General features: G+C 39.6%; 19 protein-coding genes. 11 read left to right on the top strand and 8 right to left on the bottom strand.

Going from position 1 to position 23,448, the window contains the following annotated elements:
* Window positions 1–6 precede the first annotated feature (6 nt).
* Window positions 7–261, top strand: coding sequence for a virulence protein (locus QF042_RS14025; protein WP_307529384.1), 255 nt, complete (start codon window positions 7–9; stop codon window positions 259–261).
* A gap of 377 nt (window positions 262–638) precedes the next feature.
* Here the strand turns inward: QF042_RS14025 and araA are convergent, their stop codons facing one another.
* The 4 genes from araA to QF042_RS14005 all read right to left on the bottom strand — a co-directional run bounded on the left by araA (window position 639) and on the right by QF042_RS14005 (window position 5,974).
* A complete protein-coding gene (gene araA / locus QF042_RS14020; RefSeq protein ID WP_307529383.1) occupies window positions 639–2,129 on the bottom strand; it encodes an L-arabinose isomerase in 1,491 nt (496 codons plus the stop codon).
* Between the two features lie 424 nt (window positions 2,130–2,553).
* Complete coding sequence (locus QF042_RS14015; RefSeq protein WP_307529381.1) at window positions 2,554–3,255, bottom strand: L-ribulose-5-phosphate 4-epimerase; 702 nt, start codon at window positions 3,253–3,255, stop codon at window positions 2,554–2,556.
* The gene (locus QF042_RS14010) at window positions 3,252–4,952 is read right to left on the bottom strand and encodes a ribulokinase (RefSeq protein WP_307529379.1); all 1,701 of its coding nucleotides are present in this window, start codon (window positions 4,950–4,952) and stop codon (window positions 3,252–3,254) included. Before QF042_RS14010 ends, QF042_RS14015 begins: the two co-directional genes overlap by 4 nt.
* A gap of 149 nt (window positions 4,953–5,101) precedes the next feature.
* Window positions 5,102–5,974, bottom strand: a complete 873-nt coding sequence (locus QF042_RS14005) for an alpha/beta hydrolase (RefSeq protein ID WP_307529376.1) — start codon at window positions 5,972–5,974, stop codon at window positions 5,102–5,104.
* Window positions 5,975–6,237: 263 nt separating this feature from the next.
* Here QF042_RS14005 and QF042_RS14000 point away from each other — a divergent pair, with 263 nt between their 5' ends.
* Window positions 6,238–6,765, top strand: a complete 528-nt coding sequence (locus QF042_RS14000) for a DinB family protein (protein WP_307529374.1) — start codon at window positions 6,238–6,240, stop codon at window positions 6,763–6,765.
* Between the two features lies 1 nt (window position 6,766).
* On the top strand, window positions 6,767–7,213 hold the full coding sequence (locus tag QF042_RS13995) for an SRPBCC domain-containing protein (RefSeq protein ID WP_307529372.1): 447 nt from the start codon (window positions 6,767–6,769) through the stop codon (window positions 7,211–7,213).
* 68 nt (window positions 7,214–7,281) lie between these two features.
* Here QF042_RS13995 and QF042_RS13990 read toward each other — a convergent pair whose 3' ends face one another.
* Window positions 7,282–7,560 carry a DUF6150 family protein gene (locus QF042_RS13990; protein ID WP_307529370.1) on the bottom strand — a complete coding sequence of 93 codons (279 nt, stop codon included), beginning with the start codon at window positions 7,558–7,560 and terminating at the stop codon, window positions 7,282–7,284.
* A 134-nt stretch (window positions 7,561–7,694) separates the two neighbouring features.
* Here QF042_RS13990 and QF042_RS13985 point away from each other — a divergent pair, with 134 nt between their 5' ends.
* Window positions 7,695–8,093, top strand: coding sequence for a VOC family protein (locus QF042_RS13985; protein ID WP_307529368.1), 399 nt, complete (start codon window positions 7,695–7,697; stop codon window positions 8,091–8,093).
* Window positions 8,094–8,137: 44 nt separating this feature from the next.
* On the opposite strand, the gene QF042_RS13980 is transcribed toward QF042_RS13985, so the two are convergent.
* Window positions 8,138–8,590, bottom strand: coding sequence for a VOC family protein (locus QF042_RS13980; protein ID WP_307529366.1), 453 nt, complete (start codon window positions 8,588–8,590; stop codon window positions 8,138–8,140).
* 1,012 nt (window positions 8,591–9,602) lie between these two features.
* Between QF042_RS13980 and QF042_RS13975 the strand changes: the two genes are divergently transcribed.
* The 7 genes from QF042_RS13975 (at window position 9,603) to QF042_RS13945 (ending at window position 21,140) form a co-directional block, all read left to right on the top strand.
* Window positions 9,603–13,631, top strand: coding sequence for a DUF5977 domain-containing protein (locus QF042_RS13975; RefSeq protein WP_307529364.1), 4,029 nt, complete (start codon window positions 9,603–9,605; stop codon window positions 13,629–13,631).
* Window positions 13,632–13,679: 48 nt separating this feature from the next.
* A complete protein-coding gene (locus QF042_RS13970; RefSeq protein ID WP_307529362.1) occupies window positions 13,680–17,126 on the top strand; it encodes a DUF6443 domain-containing protein in 3,447 nt (1,148 codons plus the stop codon).
* 4 nt (window positions 17,127–17,130) lie between these two features.
* Window positions 17,131–17,559 (top strand): DUF5958 family protein, encoded by a 429-nt coding sequence (locus QF042_RS13965; protein ID WP_307529360.1) that lies wholly within the window; start codon window positions 17,131–17,133, stop codon window positions 17,557–17,559.
* Window positions 17,560–17,769: 210 nt separating this feature from the next.
* A complete protein-coding gene (locus QF042_RS13960; protein WP_307529358.1) occupies window positions 17,770–17,997 on the top strand; it encodes a hypothetical protein in 228 nt (75 codons plus the stop codon).
* A gap of 156 nt (window positions 17,998–18,153) precedes the next feature.
* Window positions 18,154–18,405 (top strand): CPCC family cysteine-rich protein, encoded by a 252-nt coding sequence (locus QF042_RS13955; protein WP_307529356.1) that lies wholly within the window; start codon window positions 18,154–18,156, stop codon window positions 18,403–18,405.
* Window positions 18,406–18,651: 246 nt separating this feature from the next.
* Window positions 18,652–18,870 (top strand): hypothetical protein, encoded by a 219-nt coding sequence (locus QF042_RS13950; RefSeq protein ID WP_307529354.1) that lies wholly within the window; start codon window positions 18,652–18,654, stop codon window positions 18,868–18,870.
* An 827-nt stretch (window positions 18,871–19,697) separates the two neighbouring features.
* Window positions 19,698–21,140 (top strand): hypothetical protein, encoded by a 1,443-nt coding sequence (locus QF042_RS13945; protein ID WP_307529352.1) that lies wholly within the window; start codon window positions 19,698–19,700, stop codon window positions 21,138–21,140.
* A gap of 219 nt (window positions 21,141–21,359) precedes the next feature.
* Here the strand turns inward: QF042_RS13945 and QF042_RS13940 are convergent, their stop codons facing one another.
* On the bottom strand, window positions 21,360–22,256 hold the full coding sequence (locus tag QF042_RS13940; RefSeq protein WP_307529350.1) for an AraC family transcriptional regulator: 897 nt from the start codon (window positions 22,254–22,256) through the stop codon (window positions 21,360–21,362).
* A gap of 170 nt (window positions 22,257–22,426) precedes the next feature.
* A complete protein-coding gene (locus QF042_RS13935) occupies window positions 22,427–23,425 on the bottom strand; it encodes an aldo/keto reductase (RefSeq protein ID WP_307529348.1) in 999 nt (332 codons plus the stop codon).
* Window positions 23,426–23,448 lie beyond the last annotated feature (23 nt).

The following is a 23,448-nucleotide window of genomic DNA, read 5'->3' as shown; positions in this document are numbered from 1 at the left end:
TTTGATATGACCATTTCTGATTTGAAAAAAGAATATGGTGAGAAATATCATAGTGCTTATGCTGAAATAAAAAATCATTTGACAGTTAGCGGCTTTTATTGGATTCAGGGAAGCACCTACGTTACAGAAGGAAATTTAACGGCAGTTTATAAAGCCATTCATATTCTATCCAATATTGATTGGTTTAGGAAGTCAGTAAGAGATATTAGAGCATTTAAGGTTGAAGATTTTTCGGATTTCACCTCTATTGTAAAAGGATAGATATTCATAATAAAAGGATCCTGAAACAAGTTCAGGATGACGATTGCATAAAAAAGCCTATAACTTCCTCGCAATGACGATCCTTTTTTCTCGAATCCTCACTGATAGCGGATTGCAACACAGCCGAGAACCCGAAGGCTCAGCGAAGCTAAGTCTATTTTTCAATTTACTTTTACTGTACCTTATAGATCTCTCCACTTCGCTTTGCTTCGGTCGAGATGACGATTTTTTTTATTTGAACCTTTCATCATAAAAAGATCCTGAAACAAGTTCAGGAGGACGATCAAAGGGGGTGACGATCACAAGATGACGATCGTATAAAAAAAGCCGATAATCCTAAGACTATCGGCTTTAGCATTGAGCATGCTTTATTGAAATTATTTATAAAAAACCTCATTCCAATGCAACTCATTTCTGAATTGATTGATTTTAGTATCAGCACCTATATTTACATATTCTAAACCTGCAATATTCGCAAAATCCAACAAATGCTCGGTAGTTAAATTCTGACTATAAGCAGTATGGTGTGCGCCACCTGCATAAATCCATGCGGCACAACCGGTTTTCATATCAGGTAGTGGTTTCCATAATACGCGGGCCACTGGTAAGTTTGGTAAATCATGTTCAGCTTCAACAGCTTTTACTTCGTTCACTAATAAGCGGAAACGGTTGCCCATATCAATTAAAGATGCATTTAAAGCATCACCACCAGCAACATTAAAAACCAAACGGGCAGGATCTGCCTTGCCACCAATACCCAATGGATGAACTTCTAAACTGGCTTTTCCACTCGCCAAAGAAGCATCAACTTCAAGCATATGTGAGCCTAAAACCATCGAATTTGCCGGATCAAAGTGATAGGTATAATCTTCCATAAATGCATTTCCACCGGCTAAACCAGCACCCATAACCTTACAGGCACGTACTAAAGCGGCAGTTTTCCAATCGCCTTCGCCTGCAAAACCATAACCATCTGCCATTAAACGCTGCGCTGCTATTCCCGGTAATTGAATCATACCATGCAAATCTTCGAAGGTATCAGAGAAGCCTTTAAAGCCGCCATCTTCTAAAAATTTCCTTAATCCCAGTTCAATTTTGGCTGCCTCATAAACAGATGAATGCCTTGCGCCGCCAGCTTTTAAATCATCGGCGATTTCGTAGGTAGCCTCGTATTCTTTCAATAAGGTTTGAATCGAATCTTCACTTATTCCATTAATTATAGCTACCAAATCACCTATGCCATAAGTATTTACAGCGAAACCGAATTTCATTTCAGCTTCCACTTTATCGCCATCTGTAACGGCAACATAACGCATGTTATCGCCAAAACGCGCGAATTTAGCGCCTTGCCAATCGTGCCATCCGGCAGCAGCTCTACACCAGGTATCAATCTGTTTTGCCACTTCATCATCCTGCCAATGGCCAACAACTACTTTACGGTCTTTACGCATTCGAGAAACCATAAAACCAAATTCGCGATCTCCATGAGCACTTTGGTTCAGGTTCATGAAATCCATATCGATGGTATTCCAGGGAATATCGCGGTTAAACTGCGTGTGTAAATGCAATAAAGGTTTTTGCAATACATTTAAGCCCCTGATCCACATTTTAGCAGGAGAGAAGGTATGCATCCAGGTAATCACCCCAATACAGTTCTCATCAATATTGGCTTGTTGTAAGGTTTCGAAAATCTCTTCAGTCGTTTTTACAATCGGCTTGTACACTACCGAAACCGAAATACTTCCGTTCTGGTTTAACGAATCGGCCACTTGTTGTGCATGTGCTGCAACTTGTTTTAAGGTTTCTTCACCGTACAAATGTTGCGTACCCGTAATAAACCAAACTTGTAATTTTTTTAAATCAATCATTACTATTTATGTTATTTTTAATTTATTCAATGCCATGGTCTGTGTCCTCACAGACCATTATGTATATCTTTTTTAAAGCGTACCACTCTTCTTCCTTGGTCTATGTCCTCACAGACCGAAATCTTTTTCTCTTTTTTGAAAAGCAAGGTTCCGTCTTTCATCGGTTATTGTAGTCCTGCTTTCCGTTTTATTCACCCACCTGCGGCCGGGTTCATGCTCACTCCAATCAGGTTTAAGTTACCCAGGTAAACCTTCACAAGTTAAACCCGACAGCAGCGGCAGCTCCCGATTCTTCATCGGGACTATAGCGAATGGCGGGGCTTTCGTTTCCTAAGCACCACTGCAATCGCTTTCCAAAACTTATTGTAACGCTATATCTCCGCATCCAGGACTAAAGACTTTAGACTCATGACTGAAGACTAACTCAACTCTGTCCATAATAAGCACCCTTACCATGTTTACGTTCGTAATGTTTCTCTATTAACGAATCTTTCAGCTTCGGTGCCTGCGGATTAATCTGCTCGGTTAACAAAGCCATTTGTGCCACAGTCTCTAAAACCGCACTGTTATAAACCGCTTTCTCGGCCGTTTTGCCCCAGGTAAAAGGAGCGTGGTTACCTACCAAAATCATTTCGACTTCTTTATAACTTAGGCCCAAACTTTCGAAGTGATTCATAATCTGGAAACCGGTTTCATACTCGTAATTCCCTTTAATCATTTCATCAGCCATTGGTGGCGCACATGGAATATCGACTGTTAAATGGTCGGCATGGGTGGTTCCGAAAATTGGAATTGCCCTTTGTGCCTGTGCCCAGGCGGTTCCATAAGTAGAATGTGTATGCACAATTCCGCCGATTTCTTCCCAGTGTTTATATAAAACAGCATGGGTTTTAGTATCTGATGAGGGACGTAAACTTCCCTCAACCGTATTTCCGTCAAAATCTACAATGACCATTTTCTCCGGCGACAAATCTTCGTAAGGCACACCGCTTGGTTTAATGGCAAAAACGCCTTTAGATCGATCTGCAGCACTCACATTTCCGAAGGTAAAAAGTACCAGTCCTAATTTGGGTAACTGCATGTTTGCCTGGTAAGCCTGCTCTTTTATATCTTGATAGTTGCTCATGATAAGTAAGGTTTTACATCTTTTTTGTTGTATTTCTCCAGATATCTGCCCAGTCCCAAATATTGTTGGTAATGCTGGCGGTAAAGTTTTTGCTTTTTAATATTTGGCTTATATTCTTTCTCAAAACCTGTTCCCATGGCCGCCATAGCTGCTTCGATATTTGGATAAATACCGGCTGCAACTGCAGCGAACATTGCTGCACCCAATGCACAGGTATGCTCAAAACGGTGAATTCTGATAGGCATTTCCAATACATCGGCCATCATTTGCATAATATAAGCTGATTTTTTTGCTACACCACCAATGCCGATAATCCCTTTTACCGGAACGCCCTGTTCTTTAAATCGGTCGACAATAGCCTTGGCACCAAAACAGGTGGCTGCAGCTAAAGCACGGAAAAACCGTGGTGCATCGGTTCCTAAACCTAATCCCGTTATGGCACCTTTAAGTTCCTGGTTTGCATCAGGTGTTCTACGGCCGTTTAACCAATCAATAGCCAATTCGGCATAGTCGCCATCTGGTAAAGCATCAGCCTGTTTGCTTAAATTAGCAATGATTTTTCCTTCCAGCTCTGCCTTTAATGCAGTAGCAGTAGCCTCATCAATTACATCAGACTCCGTAAGCAAATGATTTAATGGCCAGCTGATTAAATTCTTAAACCAGGCATAAACATCACCAAAAGCAGATTGACCGGCCTCTAAACCTGCCATACCCGGAATTACCGAGCCATTAACTTGTCCGCAGATACCGTTTATCAATTTGCCATGTAAATCCTGGTTGGGTGCAACTAAGATATCGCAGGTACTCGTACCCATTACTTTACTCAGGTAGTAAGGCTCAATCTGTCCGCCTACCGCGCCCATGTGTGCATCAAATGCGCCAACACCAATAACTACATCCGTATTTAAGCCCAGTTTCGTCGCCCATTCTTCGCTCAATGTCCCCGCAGAAACATCAGAAGTATAAGTATCGGTGAATAATTTATCTCTAAAGCCTGCTAAAAGCGGATCAAGACTGCTAAAGAAATCTTCAGGAGGTAAACCGTTAAATTCTTCTGCCCATAGTGCTTTATGCCCGGCAGCACAACGGCTGCGTTTCATTTCTTTAATATCATTTCCACCACAAAGCAAAAACGGAATCCAGTCGCAATGCTCTACCCATGATGCTGCACCTTTTTTAATGCTCGAATCAACCCTTAAAATATGTAGCAATTTAGACCAGAACCATTCTGATGAATAAATGCCACCCACATATTTAAGGTAATTGGTGCTGAATTTTGTAGCGTGCTCATTAATCTCGGCCGCTTCTTTAACGGATGTATGGTCTTTCCAAAGCACAAACATGGCATTTGGATTTTCTTCAAAATCTTTGGTCAAGGCAAGGGGAGTACCTGTGGCATCAACGGCAACCGGACTAGAACCAGTCGTATCAACCGAAATGCCTTTTACCAAATGTGCAATTTCTGCACCGCCGGCTTTTGCGAGGCAATCTTTTATGGTGTGGGTTAAACCTTCAATATAATCTAAAGGATGCTGGCGGAACTGATTAACAGCGGGTTTACAATATAAACCTTTCTGCCATCTTGGATAAAGAAAAACCGATGAAGCTATTTCCTTTCCGTTTGCGGTATCGACTAGAACAGACCGGACAGAATCTGTCCCGTAATCTACTCCAATTACATAGTTTGCTGTGCTCATAACAATAAATAAATGTCTAATTAACGTTTATTTTTTTGAATTAAAAAATTTTATTGCTTTTTTAATCAAAAACCTTCATTTTAACGTTTTAGTAGCATGATTTTGTATATAGGTTATGTATCCACCAGTGTTGGATATTTTTTTAAACCCTATTCTTTTTTCACTGCCTGGTATAGAAATTTAAAAGAATTAGACACCGCCTGATGCATAATCGTTGCATGGTTCTCTTGTGGTAAAAAATCAAAGAATACTTTTACATTTTTGTTTTTAAAACCTTTTATTTTTTCGGCCAATACATTTGCATCTACTTCCATTACCCGAGGTATTTCAGTTGGCGTCAGGCCTTCTTTACCTACAGCAATGTAAACATTAGTTGGCTGGTTAAAAGTACTTTCCTTTATTTCAGCGTCTTGAGTTAACAACGAACCATTATCCCACCACAAACTAGGGCTAATAATAATGTATTGATTAAAAAGTGTCGGTTTTTTGAGTAGAATTTCGCTTGCCAGCAAACCTCCTAAAGATTGACCGATAATGGTTTTGTTTGTATTCGTTCTATATTTTGACTGAATATAAGGTTCAAGCTCTTGTTCAATAAAGGAAATAAATTTATCAGAATGGCCGGCTGTGGGGTAGCTTTTCTTATCGCGCTCAATTGATGTAGGAAAAGTAAAATCCCTTTTACGATCGACAGTTGCAATCCCCACTACAATTGATTTAGGAACCTGATTTACCCATTCGAAACTATTAAACTGTACAAGCCCTACAATGTGAATAAAGTCTTCATCGGCAGCGCCATCAAGCAAATAAATTACCGGATATTTCGTGGTATCGTTTTGTTTATAACCTTCAGGAAGGTATATGTTCAAAGTTCTCTTTTCAGCAAGCACTTTTGATTGTATTTCATCTATTAGACCTAAAACAAAGGGCTTAGTTTTATCCGTTACATTAGGCTTATTTTTTTGTCCGAAAACTACGGCGGTAGAAAAAGTTAAAAGAAGAATTAAAAATGCTTTATTCATATGTTAATTGTAGAATGTTTGGTGCGTTATGATATACTTAACTTATACACCTTTTTTTTGGAAAAATACAATTTTCATTTGGCTCTATAAAATTGATGCCGCATTGCTATTGAAATAAGGTGCATTATTTAAAAAACATAAATTGTCTAAAACGACCCGCTATAATGTCCATTTAGACCGCTCTTAAACTATACGGTTTGGCCTAAATTTGCTTACCATTTAACACGTCGACATGTTAGCAATTTGAATCAAATATAAAAGATATGAAACTTAAAAAATTAGTGCTACTAATGTGTTTAACTATGGGCATTCAGTTGACAAAGGCGCAAGTAACCGCAACCGATCTGGTAAAGCAATGGGAAAGATCAAAAGCTTACACCAAAGAATACCTGGATGTAATGCCTGAAAGTGCATATTCATTAAAACCTACTCCCGAAATGCGGTCTTTTGCTGAACAGTTGTTACACCTTGCAGATGCCAACTATGGCCTGGGCTCCGATGCCATAGGCAAGCAAGATCCTTTTGCGCCGGGTGAACTGGAAAGAACTGTAGATAAGTCTAAATCCAATGTAACCAGGCTGGTGCTGGCCAGCTATGATGATGTAATTGACAATATAAAAAAGATGACAGACGCACAACTGGATGAAACCTTCAAAATGTTAGGTAAATTCGAAATGGACCGAAGAACGGCTTTGGCTAAGGTCTTTGAGCACCAGGCTCATCACAGAGGACAAACTACAGTTTATATTCGCCTTGCAGGCATCAAACCACCACAAGAAAAATTATTTTAAAATGGAAACCTTAAATTTCACAACTGCTATACTGGTAGACCAGACACCCAAAGAAGTTTTTGAAGCCGTAATAGCCCCGCAAAAGTGGTGGTCAGGAGACTTCGACGGAAATACAACAAATCTAAGCGACGAGTTTACTTACCGTTACCAGGATCTTCATTATTCAAAGCAGCATGTTGCCGAGTTAATCCCAGATCAAAAAGTGGTTTGGCTGGTCACCGAAAGCCAACTTAATTTTCTTGAAGATAAATCGGAATGGACCGGCACAAAAATAATCTTTGAGATTTCGCAGGAAGGCGATAAAACCAGACTTTTGTTCATTCACCAGGGAATACATCCTGGAATTGAATGTTACAATGCCTGCTCGACTGCATGGGGCCAGTTAATTAATCAAAGCCTATATAGCCTTATCACTACAGGAGAAGTGCAAAAACCTGTTTTAGGGTAAAGAAGTCTGCTATGGATACCATTAGAAGCAGCAAATGCACAAATCCTTATGGATTGCTGAAGACGAAGTTAACGAAGTTTGCCCCTATAGATGTTCTCTTTTTGCCACCCGGCTTCACCCAGACTATCTACAAAACATACTTTGATTTGCGCCATCCCGATAGAAGTAAAGAAAACCCAGCAGGTAGCATCCTGTTTGTTGCTGGTAGTAAACCAAAGGGCATCGCCACTGGCAAGGCCCAATGATGAAACCCGGTGTACCAGCAGATCTGCCTGGCTGCGATCGGTTACAAGTGCAATCCTGATGTGGGCTTCTCCCATTGACGTGGTTTGATAAATTCTTGCCATTTATTAGCTGTTAGCGGTGCTACTTTAGGGTGAGGGTTTCGCTGAAGAGATCATTGACCTAGATCTGCTCTGTAAACAGCGAGCTGTAAATATATGATATCCCTACACCAAAATAATAATTTTCAAATAGGATAATGACATTTATTGGTATGTTTGCCTGTAGTAAAAAAATATTTATGAGCAGTATTCCGCAGAAACTAAAGCACCAGCAGGTGCAGTACCTTGAATTTCTTTCCCGCGACCTAGAAAAGGTCAAAGCGTTTTATACAGCGGCTTTTGGATGGGTTTTTGCCGATTACGGGCCTGAATATACCGCTTTTGAAGGGGATTTTGTGGATGGAGGTTTTACCATTGGAGAGCCGTCGAAAGGAAGCATCCTGGTTGTACTTTACTCACAGGATTTAGAAGGGACAAGAGCAAATGTAATTCATGCAGGTGGCGTGATTTCAAAAGAAATCTTTGCTTTCCCTGGCGGCCGCCGGTTTCAGTTCCTTGATCCGGATGGTTATGAGCTTGCCGTGTGGTCATTATAAGGATGGGCCCGATGCACTATCCTTTTAAAAGAGGCCTCGGGTTATCATTTTTTGTGAAGCTCCTGCGCAAGCCCGATTAGAAGACCTTCTGATCCCCTGATGTAACAAAGTTTGTAGGCGTTTTCATATTGGACAACTTCACCAACAAGTGTGGCGCCGTGTTTTTGCAGTCTTAGCAACAACTCGTCGATATCCGAAACCGTGAACATTACACGCAGGTAGCCAAGGGAATTAACCGGTGCTTCGCGGTGGTCTGAAATGGTAACTGGTGTAAGAAACTGTGAAATTTCAAGGCGGCTATGGCCATCAGGGGTAACCATCATGGCGACTTCAACGTGCTGGTTACCCAGCCCGGTAACCTTACCTGCCCATTCTCCCTCGATTGTTGCCCGGCCTTCAAGTTTCAGTCCGATTTCTGTAAAGAAAGAGATTGCATGGTCAAGGGATGCCACAACAATACCCATATTATCCATTTTGATCAATTGGTTCTGTGCCATAAGGATTTAGTATAATTTTAAAATTAAGGAATTTCACAAAGTTAATCGACGTTTTATGGAATAAATTGTACAAATCGGAACAGCGGGTATATTCATTATGCGCACCGGGTGTCCATCTATCTTTCAGTCAATAATGAGTCCGCTACTAAAGATGTAATCAGATGTTAATATGGTTTAAATTAGGAAATATGTAATTTTAAGGCTAAAATAAAATTACCAGAACCCTACATCCACAATACCGATGATGATCATATGCCGTGATTATGGCTACGGTGGGAGTCCGTATGAAAATTGCACTTGCTAAATAGGTTAACTGGATCTTAACAAAGAGTTTTTTCAAAGAGGGTTCAGCAATTTAACGAGGATTGACTTTTTATATTTTTATTGGTAATATTATTGTTACCAATAAAATGATATCTATTTTTCCCCTATATTGTTTAATAATTATTAACCCCGATTAAGGTCTACGCTCAGAAAATAACGCTTAAATTTCTTAAGGTGATCTAAAACCCTTTGAAACCAGATTAGTGCACTCGATACTATTTCCTCTTTGCAGTCTTTTGTCAGTACGCTAAATCAACCGCTCATGTATATTTTAACATTTACTCTAGGCTGCTGTCATAAAGGACAGGAAACTACCCACTCCAATATCAAATTATTACTTTGCACTTAACGGGTCTATTGCGTATAGTCCAGTATTTGCTGATCTCTTGAATTTGATTGTTTTACATCTACAGCCTCTCATTGATTAATTTAAGGCGGTTTTTTTTACAACAGTTTCATTGTTGGCAATGGATATCTATTTGGTCTTATCATTACGAGCTCCAGTGTTAATCCAAAACCTTTTACTAAGGTAAGCTCAGGTCTGAAAAAACGTTAAGGCCCTCTTCTGGTAAGACAAATCTCCATAACTCAGTACTATCTTAAGCGAATAGACACGTGGGCGCAAGTTGAGATATAAATTAAATGCTTAGGTGACGAAATTTTTAAAATTAACTCATAATTAACCTCAATGAAACTAAAGTACAAACTCTCCCTTATTTTATTTTTATTTGTAACCATTTCTTTTGGTCAGATACAAAAGCAATTCCCCCTTAGTATGCCAACTGCAAATGCAGCTAGTTTAGGGAATTTTCTAGAAACCCCAGTTTCTAAATTCACCGGAGTTCCATCAATTAACATTCCGTTATACGAGATTTCTGAAGGGAACTTAAGTATTCCGGTTAGTCTTAGTTACCACGCTGGTGGTGTCAGACCTGATGCTCATGCCAGTTGGGTTGGACTCGGCTGGTCCTTAAAATCCGGAGGAGTCATCAGCCGTGTTATTAGAGGTAAAATGGACGAACTTGATTCGGATGTAGGCGGATTTTACGACAATCATACGCAGTCTCTGGGAGGTGCAGATTGGTCTAGCACTGCCAGACTACAGGAGAAAGCAACTCAGTTTATTACTGATCCCTCTCCTGATGAATTTTCTTTTAGTGTTGGAAATCTTTCTGGAACTTTTTTGATGGATGACCAGGGAAATTGGAAAGTAAGGTGCAATCAGGACGTAAAAGTTGTATTCAATAACAGTGATTTTATGCTACCGTTTATTCCTAATTATCTGCCAAATCCATATGGAAGAACCCAGTATTTCCGGACTTTTGGCAAATTTACATTAATTGCCGGAGACGGTACTAAATACGTTTTTGGCGGCACAACCGACGCAATTGACTATAGTCTGGATTTTTTTGGTCAAAATGCCTCCGATTGGATGGCAACTTCATGGTACTTAACACAGGTGATTTCGGCTGATGATAACCACACGATTAACCTCACTTATGAAAGGGACCAATTTACAAATGTAATTTATTCAAATAAATTTCAAAATTATTATATCATATCCACGGAGTCTGGTGATGGTTGCGATACCTATCCAGATACCTCAAGAACCAAGTTTCAAATCGGTGGTAATTTACTTGCCCCAGTATATTTAAAAAGTGTAGAAACATCTAAAGAGCTCCTGGAGTTCAATCGCTCGACATCTATTGAGTTACGACACTCGGCAGACACATACAGTACCTCTTACGCTTCTTATCAAAGAATTCAGCTTGATGCTAACGCACCATTGCAACAGAACATTATGACAATGATTGAGCGACAAAACACAAGTGATACAACGCTCTACAAATTCCTCCCTTACCTGCGACAGAACGGACTGACCAAATACCCTGGCACGCTTATCAATCTTCAATGGAAAAAACTTGATCAGGTGTCTCTTAAAGACAAATCTACTAACCAATTTATAAAAAGGTTCAACTTTAATTACACTAGTGATACAACAAGGCGCTTGACGTTACTATCTTTAAAAGAAAGTAATCCATCTGCAACTGCTGCTGATACTATCCCACCGTATCGGTTCTATTATGATGAAACCTATAAGCTTCCAGGATATCTGACCGGTTTGGATGATGATTGGGGTTACTACAAGGGCTCTATTACATCAAGCAATTATGCCTCACCAAGACTTGCAGACCCAGATAAAGTTATCGCCGAAACGCTCCGTAAAATTATCTTTCCAACAGGTGGATACAAGCTGTTTTATTTTGAATCAAATAATTTTACAGCAGAAATGGTTGACAGGGCTCATGGCAGACCTAACGTTCAAAAAAATGGAGGTGGACTAAGAATTAAAGCTATTCACGACTATGATCCTGTTTCTAAAACGATCAAAAGCACACGTTACTTTTATGTTAAAAATTTTGTCTCGCCAACACAGATCAATATGGTCTCCAGCGGATACTCCAAAAGTATGCCCGTGCATGATTTTAATTTTGCTCCACATTCACTTATAACAGGTGAGACTTTTAGGGCGCGCTTAAAATCACGAAACTCCGTTATACCACAAAGTGAAAATTCGGAGGGCAGTCCGATAGGTTATTCAGAAGTCGCAGAGGTTTTTCAGGATAATAGTTTTATTGTTAGTAAGTATACAAATTTTGATGATGGTCATTTAGATGAAGGCACTGTAAACTCCCTGTATCCTGATAAAGATATAACCAACGGATATACCTCACTATCCCTGGAGCGTGGCAAGCTAAAATACGAAGCCACATACAATAGCGCCGGTACGAAACTGAAAAGTACCGCGATTACCTATCAACCGATGCGAAACGACAGAACATACGTCAGGATGTCTGATGCAAGGAGATACCAGATTTGTTATTATTATGAATATGGACGTGGTCTTGGTGGGCCTTATCTTTATGAAGGAGGAGCCTACAAATTTTACACTTATCCATATGTTCCTGTATCTAAAGTGGATAGTGTTTTTGATGGTGCGAATCCAGTTATTACAACAACTAATATGTTCTATGATAATCCTCAGAATAAATTACTGACCAGAACAGAACAGATCAGGACAGATGGAAAAACCATAACAGGTGTTACACTTTATCCGCAAGACTATAGTTCCGGAACTCCATTTATTGATCAGATGATCACTAAGAATTTAACTTCATTCCCAATTGAAGCTGTAAGTTACCTAACCGATCCTGGTACAGGAAGTATTAAAATATTATCCGGGAAGATAATAACATACAATGCAGCAAATCCTTTTCTTAAGGATACTGATTTCAGCTTGGAGACTGCGTCACCAATTTTATTGAGTTCTTTCAAATTTTCTGGTTCTGTGGCCGGAAACTTACCTTATAATACATCTAAAGCACTTTTTAACAAACATGAGGCTTATAAAAGTAGCAACAGTTATGTCTATGACAGTTTCGCGAACCTCTCCCAGGTAAATACGGCAAATGGAATATCATCTGCGGTTCTTTGGGGCTATAACCATACTTTGCCTATTGCCCAGGTTGCGAATGCAAAAAGTACAGAAATCTATTATGACGGATTTGAGGAGCAAACTACTGATGTATCTACCGATACTAAAGTGGGGTTAAAAAGCAGGGTTTTAAATGGCGCCCCTCTTTCGCTTCCAAGCTTAGCGATTTTGTCTGACGGACGGAAATACAAGGTCAGTTTCTGGTACAAAAATACCAGTGGCAACTGGACTTTTTTATCTGCAACTTATACAACTTTGCCAGCTACGTTATCTGGTTATACATTGATTGATGAATTGCGGATATATCCTGAAGGTGCTCTAATGAATACGATGGGTTATATATCTTCCAGAGGGCAGGTAAGGTCTGTCGTTGACGAGGCTGGCCGGGAAAAAAGCTATCAATACGATGCTTTAAATAGATTAAGATTAGTGAAAGATCAGGATAAAAATATCTTGAACCATTACAATTATAATTTCTCGCCTGCAACGGCTGCAGCACAGGTCTTTTATTTTAACACACTTAAATCGGGTGTATATCAAAAAAATGACTGTAATGATGGGAAAACGGGTGCCTATACTACTTATTCTGTAGCGGCGGGTAGTTATGCCTCCAATATATCTCAGGCTGATGCAGATGCACTTGCCCAGAATGAAGTAAATGCAAAGGGCCAGGCGAATGCTAACCTGGCTGGAAAATGTTATTATTATAACGTAGCCAAAACCGGAACATTCAACAGAACGAATTGTGGTGCAGCAAGCCTGCCAACTCCGATGATTGTCAATGTAGCCGCTGGGACCTATACTTCAGAGATTTCACAAGCTGACGCTGATGCGCAAGCACAGGCCAAGGTCGATTTCGAAGGATCATTGGTCAATGTCAGCGGACTTTGTTATGTCCCTGTGGTAACGTTTTACGTAACAAATGCGCAAAATACAACAAGCAGTATCAAAGTAGCCATGAAAAACCTTTCTACAAACGTTATTTATAATACAACTGTAACTACACAGGGGCAAAGTAGTGCTACTGTGACCATACCTAAAGGAACATACAGCATTACGTTGACTAATACGGGTGTAGTAGGCAGTACATTAATGAAAAGGAATGGCAGTAATTACGAGTGTCACCTCGGCGGAACATGGAGCAATATTACGCTAGGAACCTTCGGCCATGAAAATCTCCAGTTTGTTATGAGCAGTGGAAGCTGCCCGCCATTAGATTAACAATAGTTCTAACGATTTCATTCAAAAGCATACTTATACGTTCTCGGCATGAATACGACATTAAAATATATCATTATAGTTACGCTTCTAATTTGCTATGGGGCATCAGTGTCTGCTCAGCAGCAGTTGACCTTGAACAATTACAGTGGTCAATCAGAGATCCGCGCCCGGGATAGCGTTGTGATGAAGGACGGCTTTACCATTCCCTACGGAAGCAGTGTAAGGATTTATACAGGAGCGAGTTTTGGTTCTTGTACTCCACTTGTCTCTCAGCCTAGTGCATCCCAGAATTATGTGCTAACCCGGAGTTTCAAGATTGCGGGAGTAACTGAGCAAACGCTGAACACTTCGCGGGGGATCTGCGAAGAGAACCAGGTAGTTGCTTATCTTGATGGGTTAGGTCGTCCTCTTCAAACGGTCACCATACAGGGCAGTCCTGAAGGGAAGGACATCATTCAGCCTTATGCATACGATGCCTTCAGCAGAGAGTCACAGAAATTTCAGCCCTATAGTAGCCCTGGGAACGGAGGTGCCTACCGTTCCAGTCCACTGACCGAACAACAGAGCTTTTACAATAACCCACCGTTAGGTGTTAAAAATACGAATTCGCCTTATAGCCTGACTATATTTGAAGCGAGTCCGTTAAATAGGATACTTGGGCAGGGTGCGCCCGGAGATGCCTGGCAGCCAGCAGCTGGTCACGGAATGAAAATGGAATATGGAAGCAATGCGCTGGATGAGGTAAAGCTATGGAGTATCAATAGTGGTAACAATGGTGCGGTTTCTACCACATGCCAACCTGGTAGACTTTACAAAACAATAAGTAAAGATGAGAACTGGAAAGATACAGATGGCAGAGGTGGCATTACTGAGGAGTTTAAAGATATAGAGGGCAAAATGATACTGAAAAGGGTTTGGGAGACCAATACAAAGTCCTTAAGCACGTATTACATACATGATGATCTGGGCAACCTACGTTATGTGCTTCCTCCAGCAGTTAACGAGAATGGTCTAAGTATGATAAGCAGTTTTGATGAAGGAGAGGCTGTTTTTAACAAATTTATTTATGGCTACCATTATGATGAAAGGAACAGGCTAATTGAGAAGAAAATACCTGGCAGCGGATGGTCATATATGGTTTACAATAAACGGAATCAATTAGTATTGAGCCAGGATGCTAACCAGCATTTAACTGCGCAGTGGATCTTTAATAAGTATGATGCGCTTGGTCATACCATTACTACTGGAATATACAGTTCTGGAAGTATCAGGGATTCCCTTCAGGCAAGCGTAAATAGGGAGGCTGGCCTTTATCCACTATGGGAAACGAGAACAGTCAACAGTGACTATACAGATGTTTCCTTTCCCAGGGGAATCACGGACTATCTGACCAAAAGCTACTATGACAGCTACGATTTTCCAGAAAATAGCTTCGGGATGCCGACAGCAGTGCAGGCCACCGAGGGACAAGCCAATGGCCTGCTTACGGGCACGCTTGTATCTACGCTGGGCAGTACGCAGAAACTGTTGACGGTGCACTACTATGACCAGGAAGGAAGAATATTGCAAAGCAAAGCGCAGCATCATCTGGGTGGAGCGGATGTTGTTGACAATACCTACAGTTTTGTTGACGAACTGACTGCTTCTATCCGTACGCATGTTGCTAATGGGGTAACCACGGTGATCGCAAATCGTTATGAATATGACCATATGGGTAGGAAACTGGCGACGATGAAATCGATTAATGGTGCTGCCGAAATAGTCTTGAATAAACTGGACTATAATGAGATCGGTCAGATCAGGGGCAAAAGTCTGCACAGTGCGGACAACGGAGTTACATTCTTACAGCATACCAACTTCGCCTATAATGAAAGGGGCTGGATGACTAACAGTATCAGTAGCGAATTCAATATGGAGCTCAAATATAACAATGGTACAACACCACAATATAACGGTAATATCAGTAACCAGTTATTTGCGAATGGTGGCAATAATACTTTTGTCTATAGCTACGATAAGCTGAACCGGCTAATACAATCCACAGCGGGAAATAGCCTTGGTGAACGTATCCGGTATGATGTAATGGGTAATATCGATAGTTTAACCAGGGATGGCTATGGTACCAATACTTACACAGGTTATGATGGCAATAAGTTAACTGCAATATCAGGCTTTGTCAACAGTACCTACACCTATGATGTTAATGGTAACTTAAAAAGTGATGTACAAAAGGGAATTACAGATATCAGTTACAACTATCTGAACCTGCCACAAACAATAACCGGAAAAGGATTGACCTACACGTACGATGCTACCGGTGAAAAACTTTCTAAGCAGAGTCCGGCTGGAACTATCAATTATATTGACGGAATTCAGTACAAAGCGGACGGAACAATAGATTTTATTCTGACAGGAGAAGGACTTGCAAGAAGGAATGGTACAGAATACACTTATGAGTATAATCTTACAGACCATTTGGGCAATGTAAGGGTTACATTTTACAAAAATCCTACTACCGGACAATTGGAAGTACTACAGCGTGACGACTATTACGCATTTGGTTTGAGAAAGGACCCCGTTGTAATAGCAGGAACAAATAAATATCTTTACAATGGGAAGGAGTTGCAAGAGGAGCTTAATGAGTATGATTATGGGGCAAGATTCTATGACCCAGTGATTGGTAGGTGGAATGTAATTGATCCATTGTCGGTAATTTACGAAGCAAGTTCACCTTATGTATATGGAAGTAGTAATCCAATTACATTTGTTGATCCGGATGGAAGATCAACAGAAGACTGGATGAACGAGCATGGGCTCACAGATAAGGATGTGACGAATGTTTATAAAGCCAATGATGAGAATAATGGGAATGATGATGTACCTAAACAGAAAAACACAAGCAATCTTGGCCAAAGTTTTATTGATGGAATTATGGCTGGAATAAACAGCACTATTGAGGGGGTGAAAGATCAATTTACTGTTAAGGGTTATTTAAAAGGCTTAGGGAACACGGTTACTTTTGGAGCCATAAGTTCTGGGGATATGTTGATTGGAGCTTATCAAGCAGCAAAAAATATCCCTAACTACACCGCAAATGACTACGCTCATGGTGCTGGTTTTGCTACTGAGAAGGTAGGAGAATACTTTGTTACTAAAAAAGCCGGATCCTTATTTAAGGGGAAAATCCCTACGACAAGTGAAATCCTGACCAATAGTCCTCTGTCTTCTTCTGAAGAATTAAGAATACAAAATGCAGCTGATAGAATAAAAAAGTCTATTACAGTGGTAGGAAGTAGAGCAAGTGGAAAAGCTGGAGCATATTCAGATTGGGACTATGTAATTCCAGGGATGACAAGTAAAAACTGGAGCACAATAAAAAACTCGTTACCGGGGGCTAAATCATATGATGATCTCATGCCCAGAAATATTGATGTCTTTAAGGGACCAGTTAGAGTAAATGAACCTCATATTACAATAAATCCAAGAAAAAAATAAATTTATGAATTTAGATATTGATATTTTAATAAATAAATACGGACAAGATTTAGATGTACTTGACCAAATTCAAGATGTTTTTGATAACCTTGATCAAGTCAAACAAGAGGAAATGTTAAATGGAATCACTTACCTAATCTTACAGTCAAAGCCTATTTATGAAGATGTTGAGGTAGCGATAAATTCCAGTGGTTTAAAGCCATCACTTACACCATGCATTTTATTGAAAAAGGGAGTTTTAAATGCTAACCTTCAAAAGATTATTAAATTGCCTAAAAGGGAATACAATAGTGTATTGAAATTATTTTTGAATCTATTCAAAATAGCTTATAAACGAAGATTTGATATAGAGAAAAACAAAAATGATAAATGGTGGTATTCGGATCTATCTGATGAAAGTAATATCAATAAAATCAGAAAAACAAATAGATAAATTGTATAGAATATAATTGGTTGGCCCCACTCGCCAATATTACGTATAATATAATTCGCTAAAATTCAAATTTATTCGAGATGCTTTGTTTTTTAATCAGCTCACTCAAACAATATAAGGTTGAAAAGCGATAATACAAGGTGGAAAAAGAACTACAGGCAAATATAAAGGTCAAGTTCCATACCAATAATTATTAAAGTTGAGTAAGTTATGGTAAAAGTAATATTAACAGGCTGGAGGGAAGACCTAGATAAAGTATCTTTGACAAAATTGCAAATGGAAATGTTGGGAAAATCGCTAAAAGAATCAAAGTTAAATGTAGATATTCTGTTAGATGATGAAGAAGTCCTTATAGAGATTCCCAATTTGGATTTAGCAAGTGAATTTTTGAAAGAAGCCGAAAAAATTGGGGTAAATTGTATCCTATCAATAGATTAGAAGGTATTACTTGTTGATCGTAATTCGCCATCCTCTCGCTTGCTCTCGCCTATGGAACTGTGGGAAATAAATAGATTTGTTGCAACCTTGAGGTCTAATTAATGAACTAGTTGATTTGCTGTTGTTTGTCGAGGATAGGTTGATACATGCAAAATAATGGATACAGAAAATAAAATTAAATGCGCTTGTTGTGGTTTTTTTACGATCGAAAAGGATGCGATTTCAACGATCTGCCCCATTTGTCTTTGGCAAAAAGATTTTTATCAAGAGGAGCATATTGATGATGATGGGGGACCGAATTCAATTTCTTTGCGAGAGGCAAAAGTGAATTTTAAGTCTTTTGGAGCTAAAGAGAGAAGGGTTTTAGGTTTTGTAAGACCACCTCAAGAAGATGAGATTGAAGAATAAGTAGATTTAGTATAGAATTAAGAAATTTATTAAATTATCTAATTAGGTTTTAAAACCAAGCCTTAAAGAAACTAAAAATACCATGAAATATTTCGTCGTAGACCGGCCCTGCTTTAATTAGATATTTTTTCGAAGTGATTGCATTAAAGCGCAAGTCGAGCCTTTGCTCAGGCTGGGACGCTAAGGCTTGCACTAGGATGTCTGCCCTTTTGTTTCTTCAATTATTCCTCACATTTTTAAATGATTATGAATATCAAACTTAAAGAATTATCAGAGTCTGAGTTTCATAGCTTGAATATACCCATTTTGTTTGAGGACAAATTGGAGGATAGAAATTTTGGTTTAATTTCTGGTAAAATATATAGCTATAAATTTGGTTGGCAAAGCACAGCGATCAAGCCTGTAGTAACAGAAATTGACGAATTTCGTTGTTCGATAGGAGTTGATTTAAATTTTGTAGTATAGAACTGTCAACAGGAAGAATGCTAACCACCATTTCTCTAGATTATTTTTTCTATGAAACGAAATTAATCGATGGATTTATTTATGTAATTACTGAACTTGAAATTATTAAAATCGGCTAGTACTATTAAAATCAATGCTAGATATGATTTACCCGATTATTTTGAGTACATGAAACTGACTGAAGGTGTCATTGTTGTTAAATGTGTTAATGGCGATGTAATAAATATAAATTAAGTGACCTTCATTTAATAAGTGAAATGAGAATCATCATCCGATAATTCCCCTGCTAGTCCGAGCGGATTGTAATTAGATAAAACGTGCTGGTGCGAGTTTTTAACTCGTACCAATATAGAAAGCCATAGTTCTAAAATTTAGAAAGTCGCAATCTTAAAACTTTCATAATTTTCGAAGCATAATAATCATAGATTATCTAAATTGCTGTAAATTAGATAACAGAACAAAATGAGCAGAAAATATAAGTTTTATAACAAAGAGAGCTATATTTTGTCAGCTTTGCAACTGTGTATTGGATTGATGTTTTTGTTAGGCTACAATATTTTAACATTTTGATAGAGCGTTTATTTAAAACCAAGCCTTAAACTAAAAATATCATGAAATATTTCGTCGTAGACCGGCCCTGCTTTAATTAGATAATTTTTCGAAGTGGTTGCATCAAAGCGCAAGTCGAGCCTTTGCTCAGGCTGGGGCACTAAGACTTGCACTAGAATATGATCAAGGAAGCATATCTTGCAGCAAAGCGGTTTGAGAAAACCTGGTGTATACTCCAATGCTATTAAATTTAGAATAAAACAAAATATAAAATTATCGTGAAAAAGACACTCTTAGTTATTGCCTTAAGCCTGTTTTCAATACTTCTGAACGCACAGAGCCTATACCCTGAAAAGTTTGAAGACTGCAAACTATCCGAATTCTGCCTGGATTGTGGAAATCCACAGGCACAGCCGCCAAAGACAGTCTTCCAGAATATCCTGCGTGGTATTGGCGAAAAAAACCTTGCGACACTCAAAGGTACGCTGGAAATGCAAATCCTGGTCGATCAGGAAGGCAAGCCCTGCTTGTTAAGCATCGATAACAAGACCAACATAGGTTCAACTGAACTCGGCATCAGGCAATCAGTCAATGCTACTGAAAACTGGACACCTGCAATAGATGGCACGAAAAAGGAAAACAGCTCGGTATCGCTCATCATGGAATTCGTAGATGGGAAATTCCGGGCCAAACGCAGGACATTTAACTTTACCAACCAATCCAATATGAAAGCCACCGGTACTCCCGACCGGAAGGGAAGTGAACGGGCAGAGCTTAGTGAGCGCTGGAAAGTATTTACCCAGGGCAACTCAGAACTGCCGTGGGATATGAGCAGGGCTGTGGCAGCCGATTTAAAGGGCGATATCTGGATCGGAACGGATAACGGGATTGCGAAAATATCAGACGGCAAATGGCAGCACTTTAATTCTGGAAATACCATTATCTCTGCAACGCAGTACAATAAGGCCCAGACGGCGTCGGTCCGGGACATGGCGGTTGATCAAAAGGATAATAAGTGGTTTGTGATCGGCTATGATGTTTATCGCTATGATAACCGTGTTTGGGCTAAATTCGATTCACTGAACTCACCCATTAACTGGGCAAGAAATATCGTAGTCGATCCTAAGGGGAATATTCTTTTCACGTCTTGGGATGGGGTAGCCAGGTTTGACAGCAGTAAATGGAGCATAATAAACAGGAAAAACTCAAAGCTTCCTTCTGATAAAATCTTGGGCGTGTTTGTGGATAGCAGGGATCGCACTTGGGTCGGTACTTTTGAGGGAAACGTCGTTATTGAAAAAGGTAAGACCACGGCCTTAAATGATAAGTCGTCACCATTATCAAAGGCATATATTTCCAAGATGTGGGAAGATAAAAAAGGCAACCTTTGGTTTTCGCTATACCATGAAAAAGGTGAAGACGCGGGGATGTATGTCCTCCCACCTGATGGAAAATGGCAGCGATTGTGGAGCGATAAGCCAACAATGTTTGCTGGTAACAGTATTAACGATTTCTTTTTAGATGAAGAAAAAAACACCTTATGGCTTAGCCAGAACAACGTTGGCATTATTAAGTACGACATTGTAAACAAAAAGACCGAAATCTATACCACCGAAAACTCTAATATTCCAAGTGTCAATATTGAGCGGATTACAAAAGATAGCGAGGGGGCAATCTGGGCAGCAACCTTTGCCGGAATAATCAAAACAGTGTTAAAATGAGAGACAAAGTTACATCACTATTATTCAGCTTGATCCATTATTGATCCTATTTCATTGAAATAGGACTTAAACACAAAGGGCGCAAGAAATTGCGCCCTTTGTGTAATTCTCTTGGCACAAAACCCGAGCCATTTTCTGGAAAATTTGAAGCTTTAAGTGATTCAATGTCTGCATAATTGGCCTATTCTTTATGTGAGCCCCAGTGGTGTATCTTAATTATCAGTTAAATGCCTGCCGGAATTCAAGAGGTGACAAACTGGTTTTCTTCTTAAATAACGTACTGAACGATTGTGCGTGTTCAAAGCCTAATGTATAAGCAATTTCGCTTACCGATAAATTTGTAGTCGAGAGTTTTTCTTTTGCCTTTTCAATTAACCGCTGATGGATATGCTGTTGTGTATTCTGCCCTGTATGCATGCGCAGTAGATCGCTCAGGTAGTTTGGAGACAGGTTCATGAGTTCGGCCATGCGTTGTACCGTTAATAGTTCGGGTTGCGTTGTCGTACTGCTGTTAAAATACCCATCAACAAGGCGTTCAAATTTGGCAAGCAATTGATGATTATGGTTTTTCCGGGTGATAAATTGCCGCTCGTAAAATCGATTGGAATAATTGAGCAGCAATTCAATCTGCGACAGGATAATTTCCTGAGTATATTTATCAATATGAAGGCATTCCTTATCAATCTTGTTCAATATGGTAATCAGATCATCTTCTTCTTCAGCAGAAAGATGCAGCGCCTCATTTACAGCATAAGAGAAGAAGTTATAACCGTTGATGTTGCTTGCCAAAGGATGGGCCAGCAAAAAGTCAGGATGGAAAATAAGCAGGTAACCTGATCCGCATTCCATGTTCTTCAGATCCAGGTATTGAACCTGATTGGATGCAGTAAAACTCAGCACACCCTTATCGTAATCATAATGTTGCTGGCCATAGCGTATTTTACCCTTGGCTTCCCTTTTTAGGGCCACGCAATAAAATCTGTTCACAAAACCTTTCCATACATCATCTTCCAGGAAAATACTTTCGGCGAGGTTAATTACACTTACCAATGGATGGCGTGGCGCGGGCAACGAGAGTAAGCGGTGAAATTCTGAGACTGATCTGATGGCATTCATAATACTAATTTAAACATTTTAATGTAGTGTAGCGAGGCTGTCTCATAATATAGATTGTCATCCTGAGCCTGTCGAAGGACTAGATTAAATAGCCTTGACAGAGCGTTTCGACAAGCTCAACGTGACAATGCGGATCGAATTAAATTTATGATACAACCTCGTACAATATGCTAATCATTAAGTCCCATACTAAACTCATCATATGGCTTACCTGTATCGGTACCCAATGGCACAATGCTTTCCAGTTTCAATAGCTCAGCTTCGTTTAATTCAATTTCGGTGGCCGCTATGTTTTGCGCCACATATTGTCTTCGCTTGGTACCCGGAATAGGCAAGATGCCCTTATTTATAATCCAGGCCAGTGCCAGCTGTGATGTGGTTATTTTTTTCTCTTCGGCCATTGCCTCAATTGCTTTAACCAACTCCATGTTCTTGTAAAAATGAGCTTCTTGAAAACGGGGAATTGCCCGGCGAAAATCATTTTCCGGCAAGTCATCCATGCTTCTAATCTGCCCGGATAAAAAACCACGTCCTAATGGGGAATAAGCAACAAAACCTATCCCGAGTTCATTCAAAGTATTCAATATGCCACGTTCTTCTGTTGTGCGCTCAAATAAAGAATATTCACTTTGTACCGCTGTAATCGGGTGAACCGCGTGTGCTCTTTTTATAGTTTCTGAAGATACTTCTGATAGTCCGAGATATCCCACTTTTCCTTCCTTCACCAGCTCGCTCATGGCCTCAATGGTTTCTTCGATGGGCGTGTTTTTATCAAGCCGGTGCATATAGTACAAATCAATATACTCCGTTTTCAGATTTTTAAGAGAACGTTCCACCGCTTTTTTCACATATTCTTTTTTCCCATTAATAGCCCAGGTCACTTTGTTGTTATCATCTATTTCCCAGCCGAATTTTGTCGCGATAATATATTTATCCCGATTACTGCCTATTGCTTTAGCAATCAACTGCTCGTTTTTAAAAGGGCCATACAAATCGGCAGTATCTAAAAAATTGCCACCTAATTCGAGCGATCGATGAATGGTCGCAATAGCTTCCTGCTCATCTGCCGCGCCATACATATTTCCTTCTTCAAAACCTGTCATACCCATACAGCCCAAACCTATAATGGGTACAGACAAACCTTCGCTTCCCAAATTTATTTTCTTCATTACCCTACTATTAATTTTTAATA

Origin of the sequence: Pedobacter sp. W3I1 (assembly GCF_030816015.1) — a bacterium.
Taxonomy (GTDB): domain Bacteria; phylum Bacteroidota; class Bacteroidia; order Sphingobacteriales; family Sphingobacteriaceae; genus Pedobacter.
Note: the sequence above shows the minus strand (reverse complement) of the source record. Positions and strands in the feature narration are given on the sequence as shown.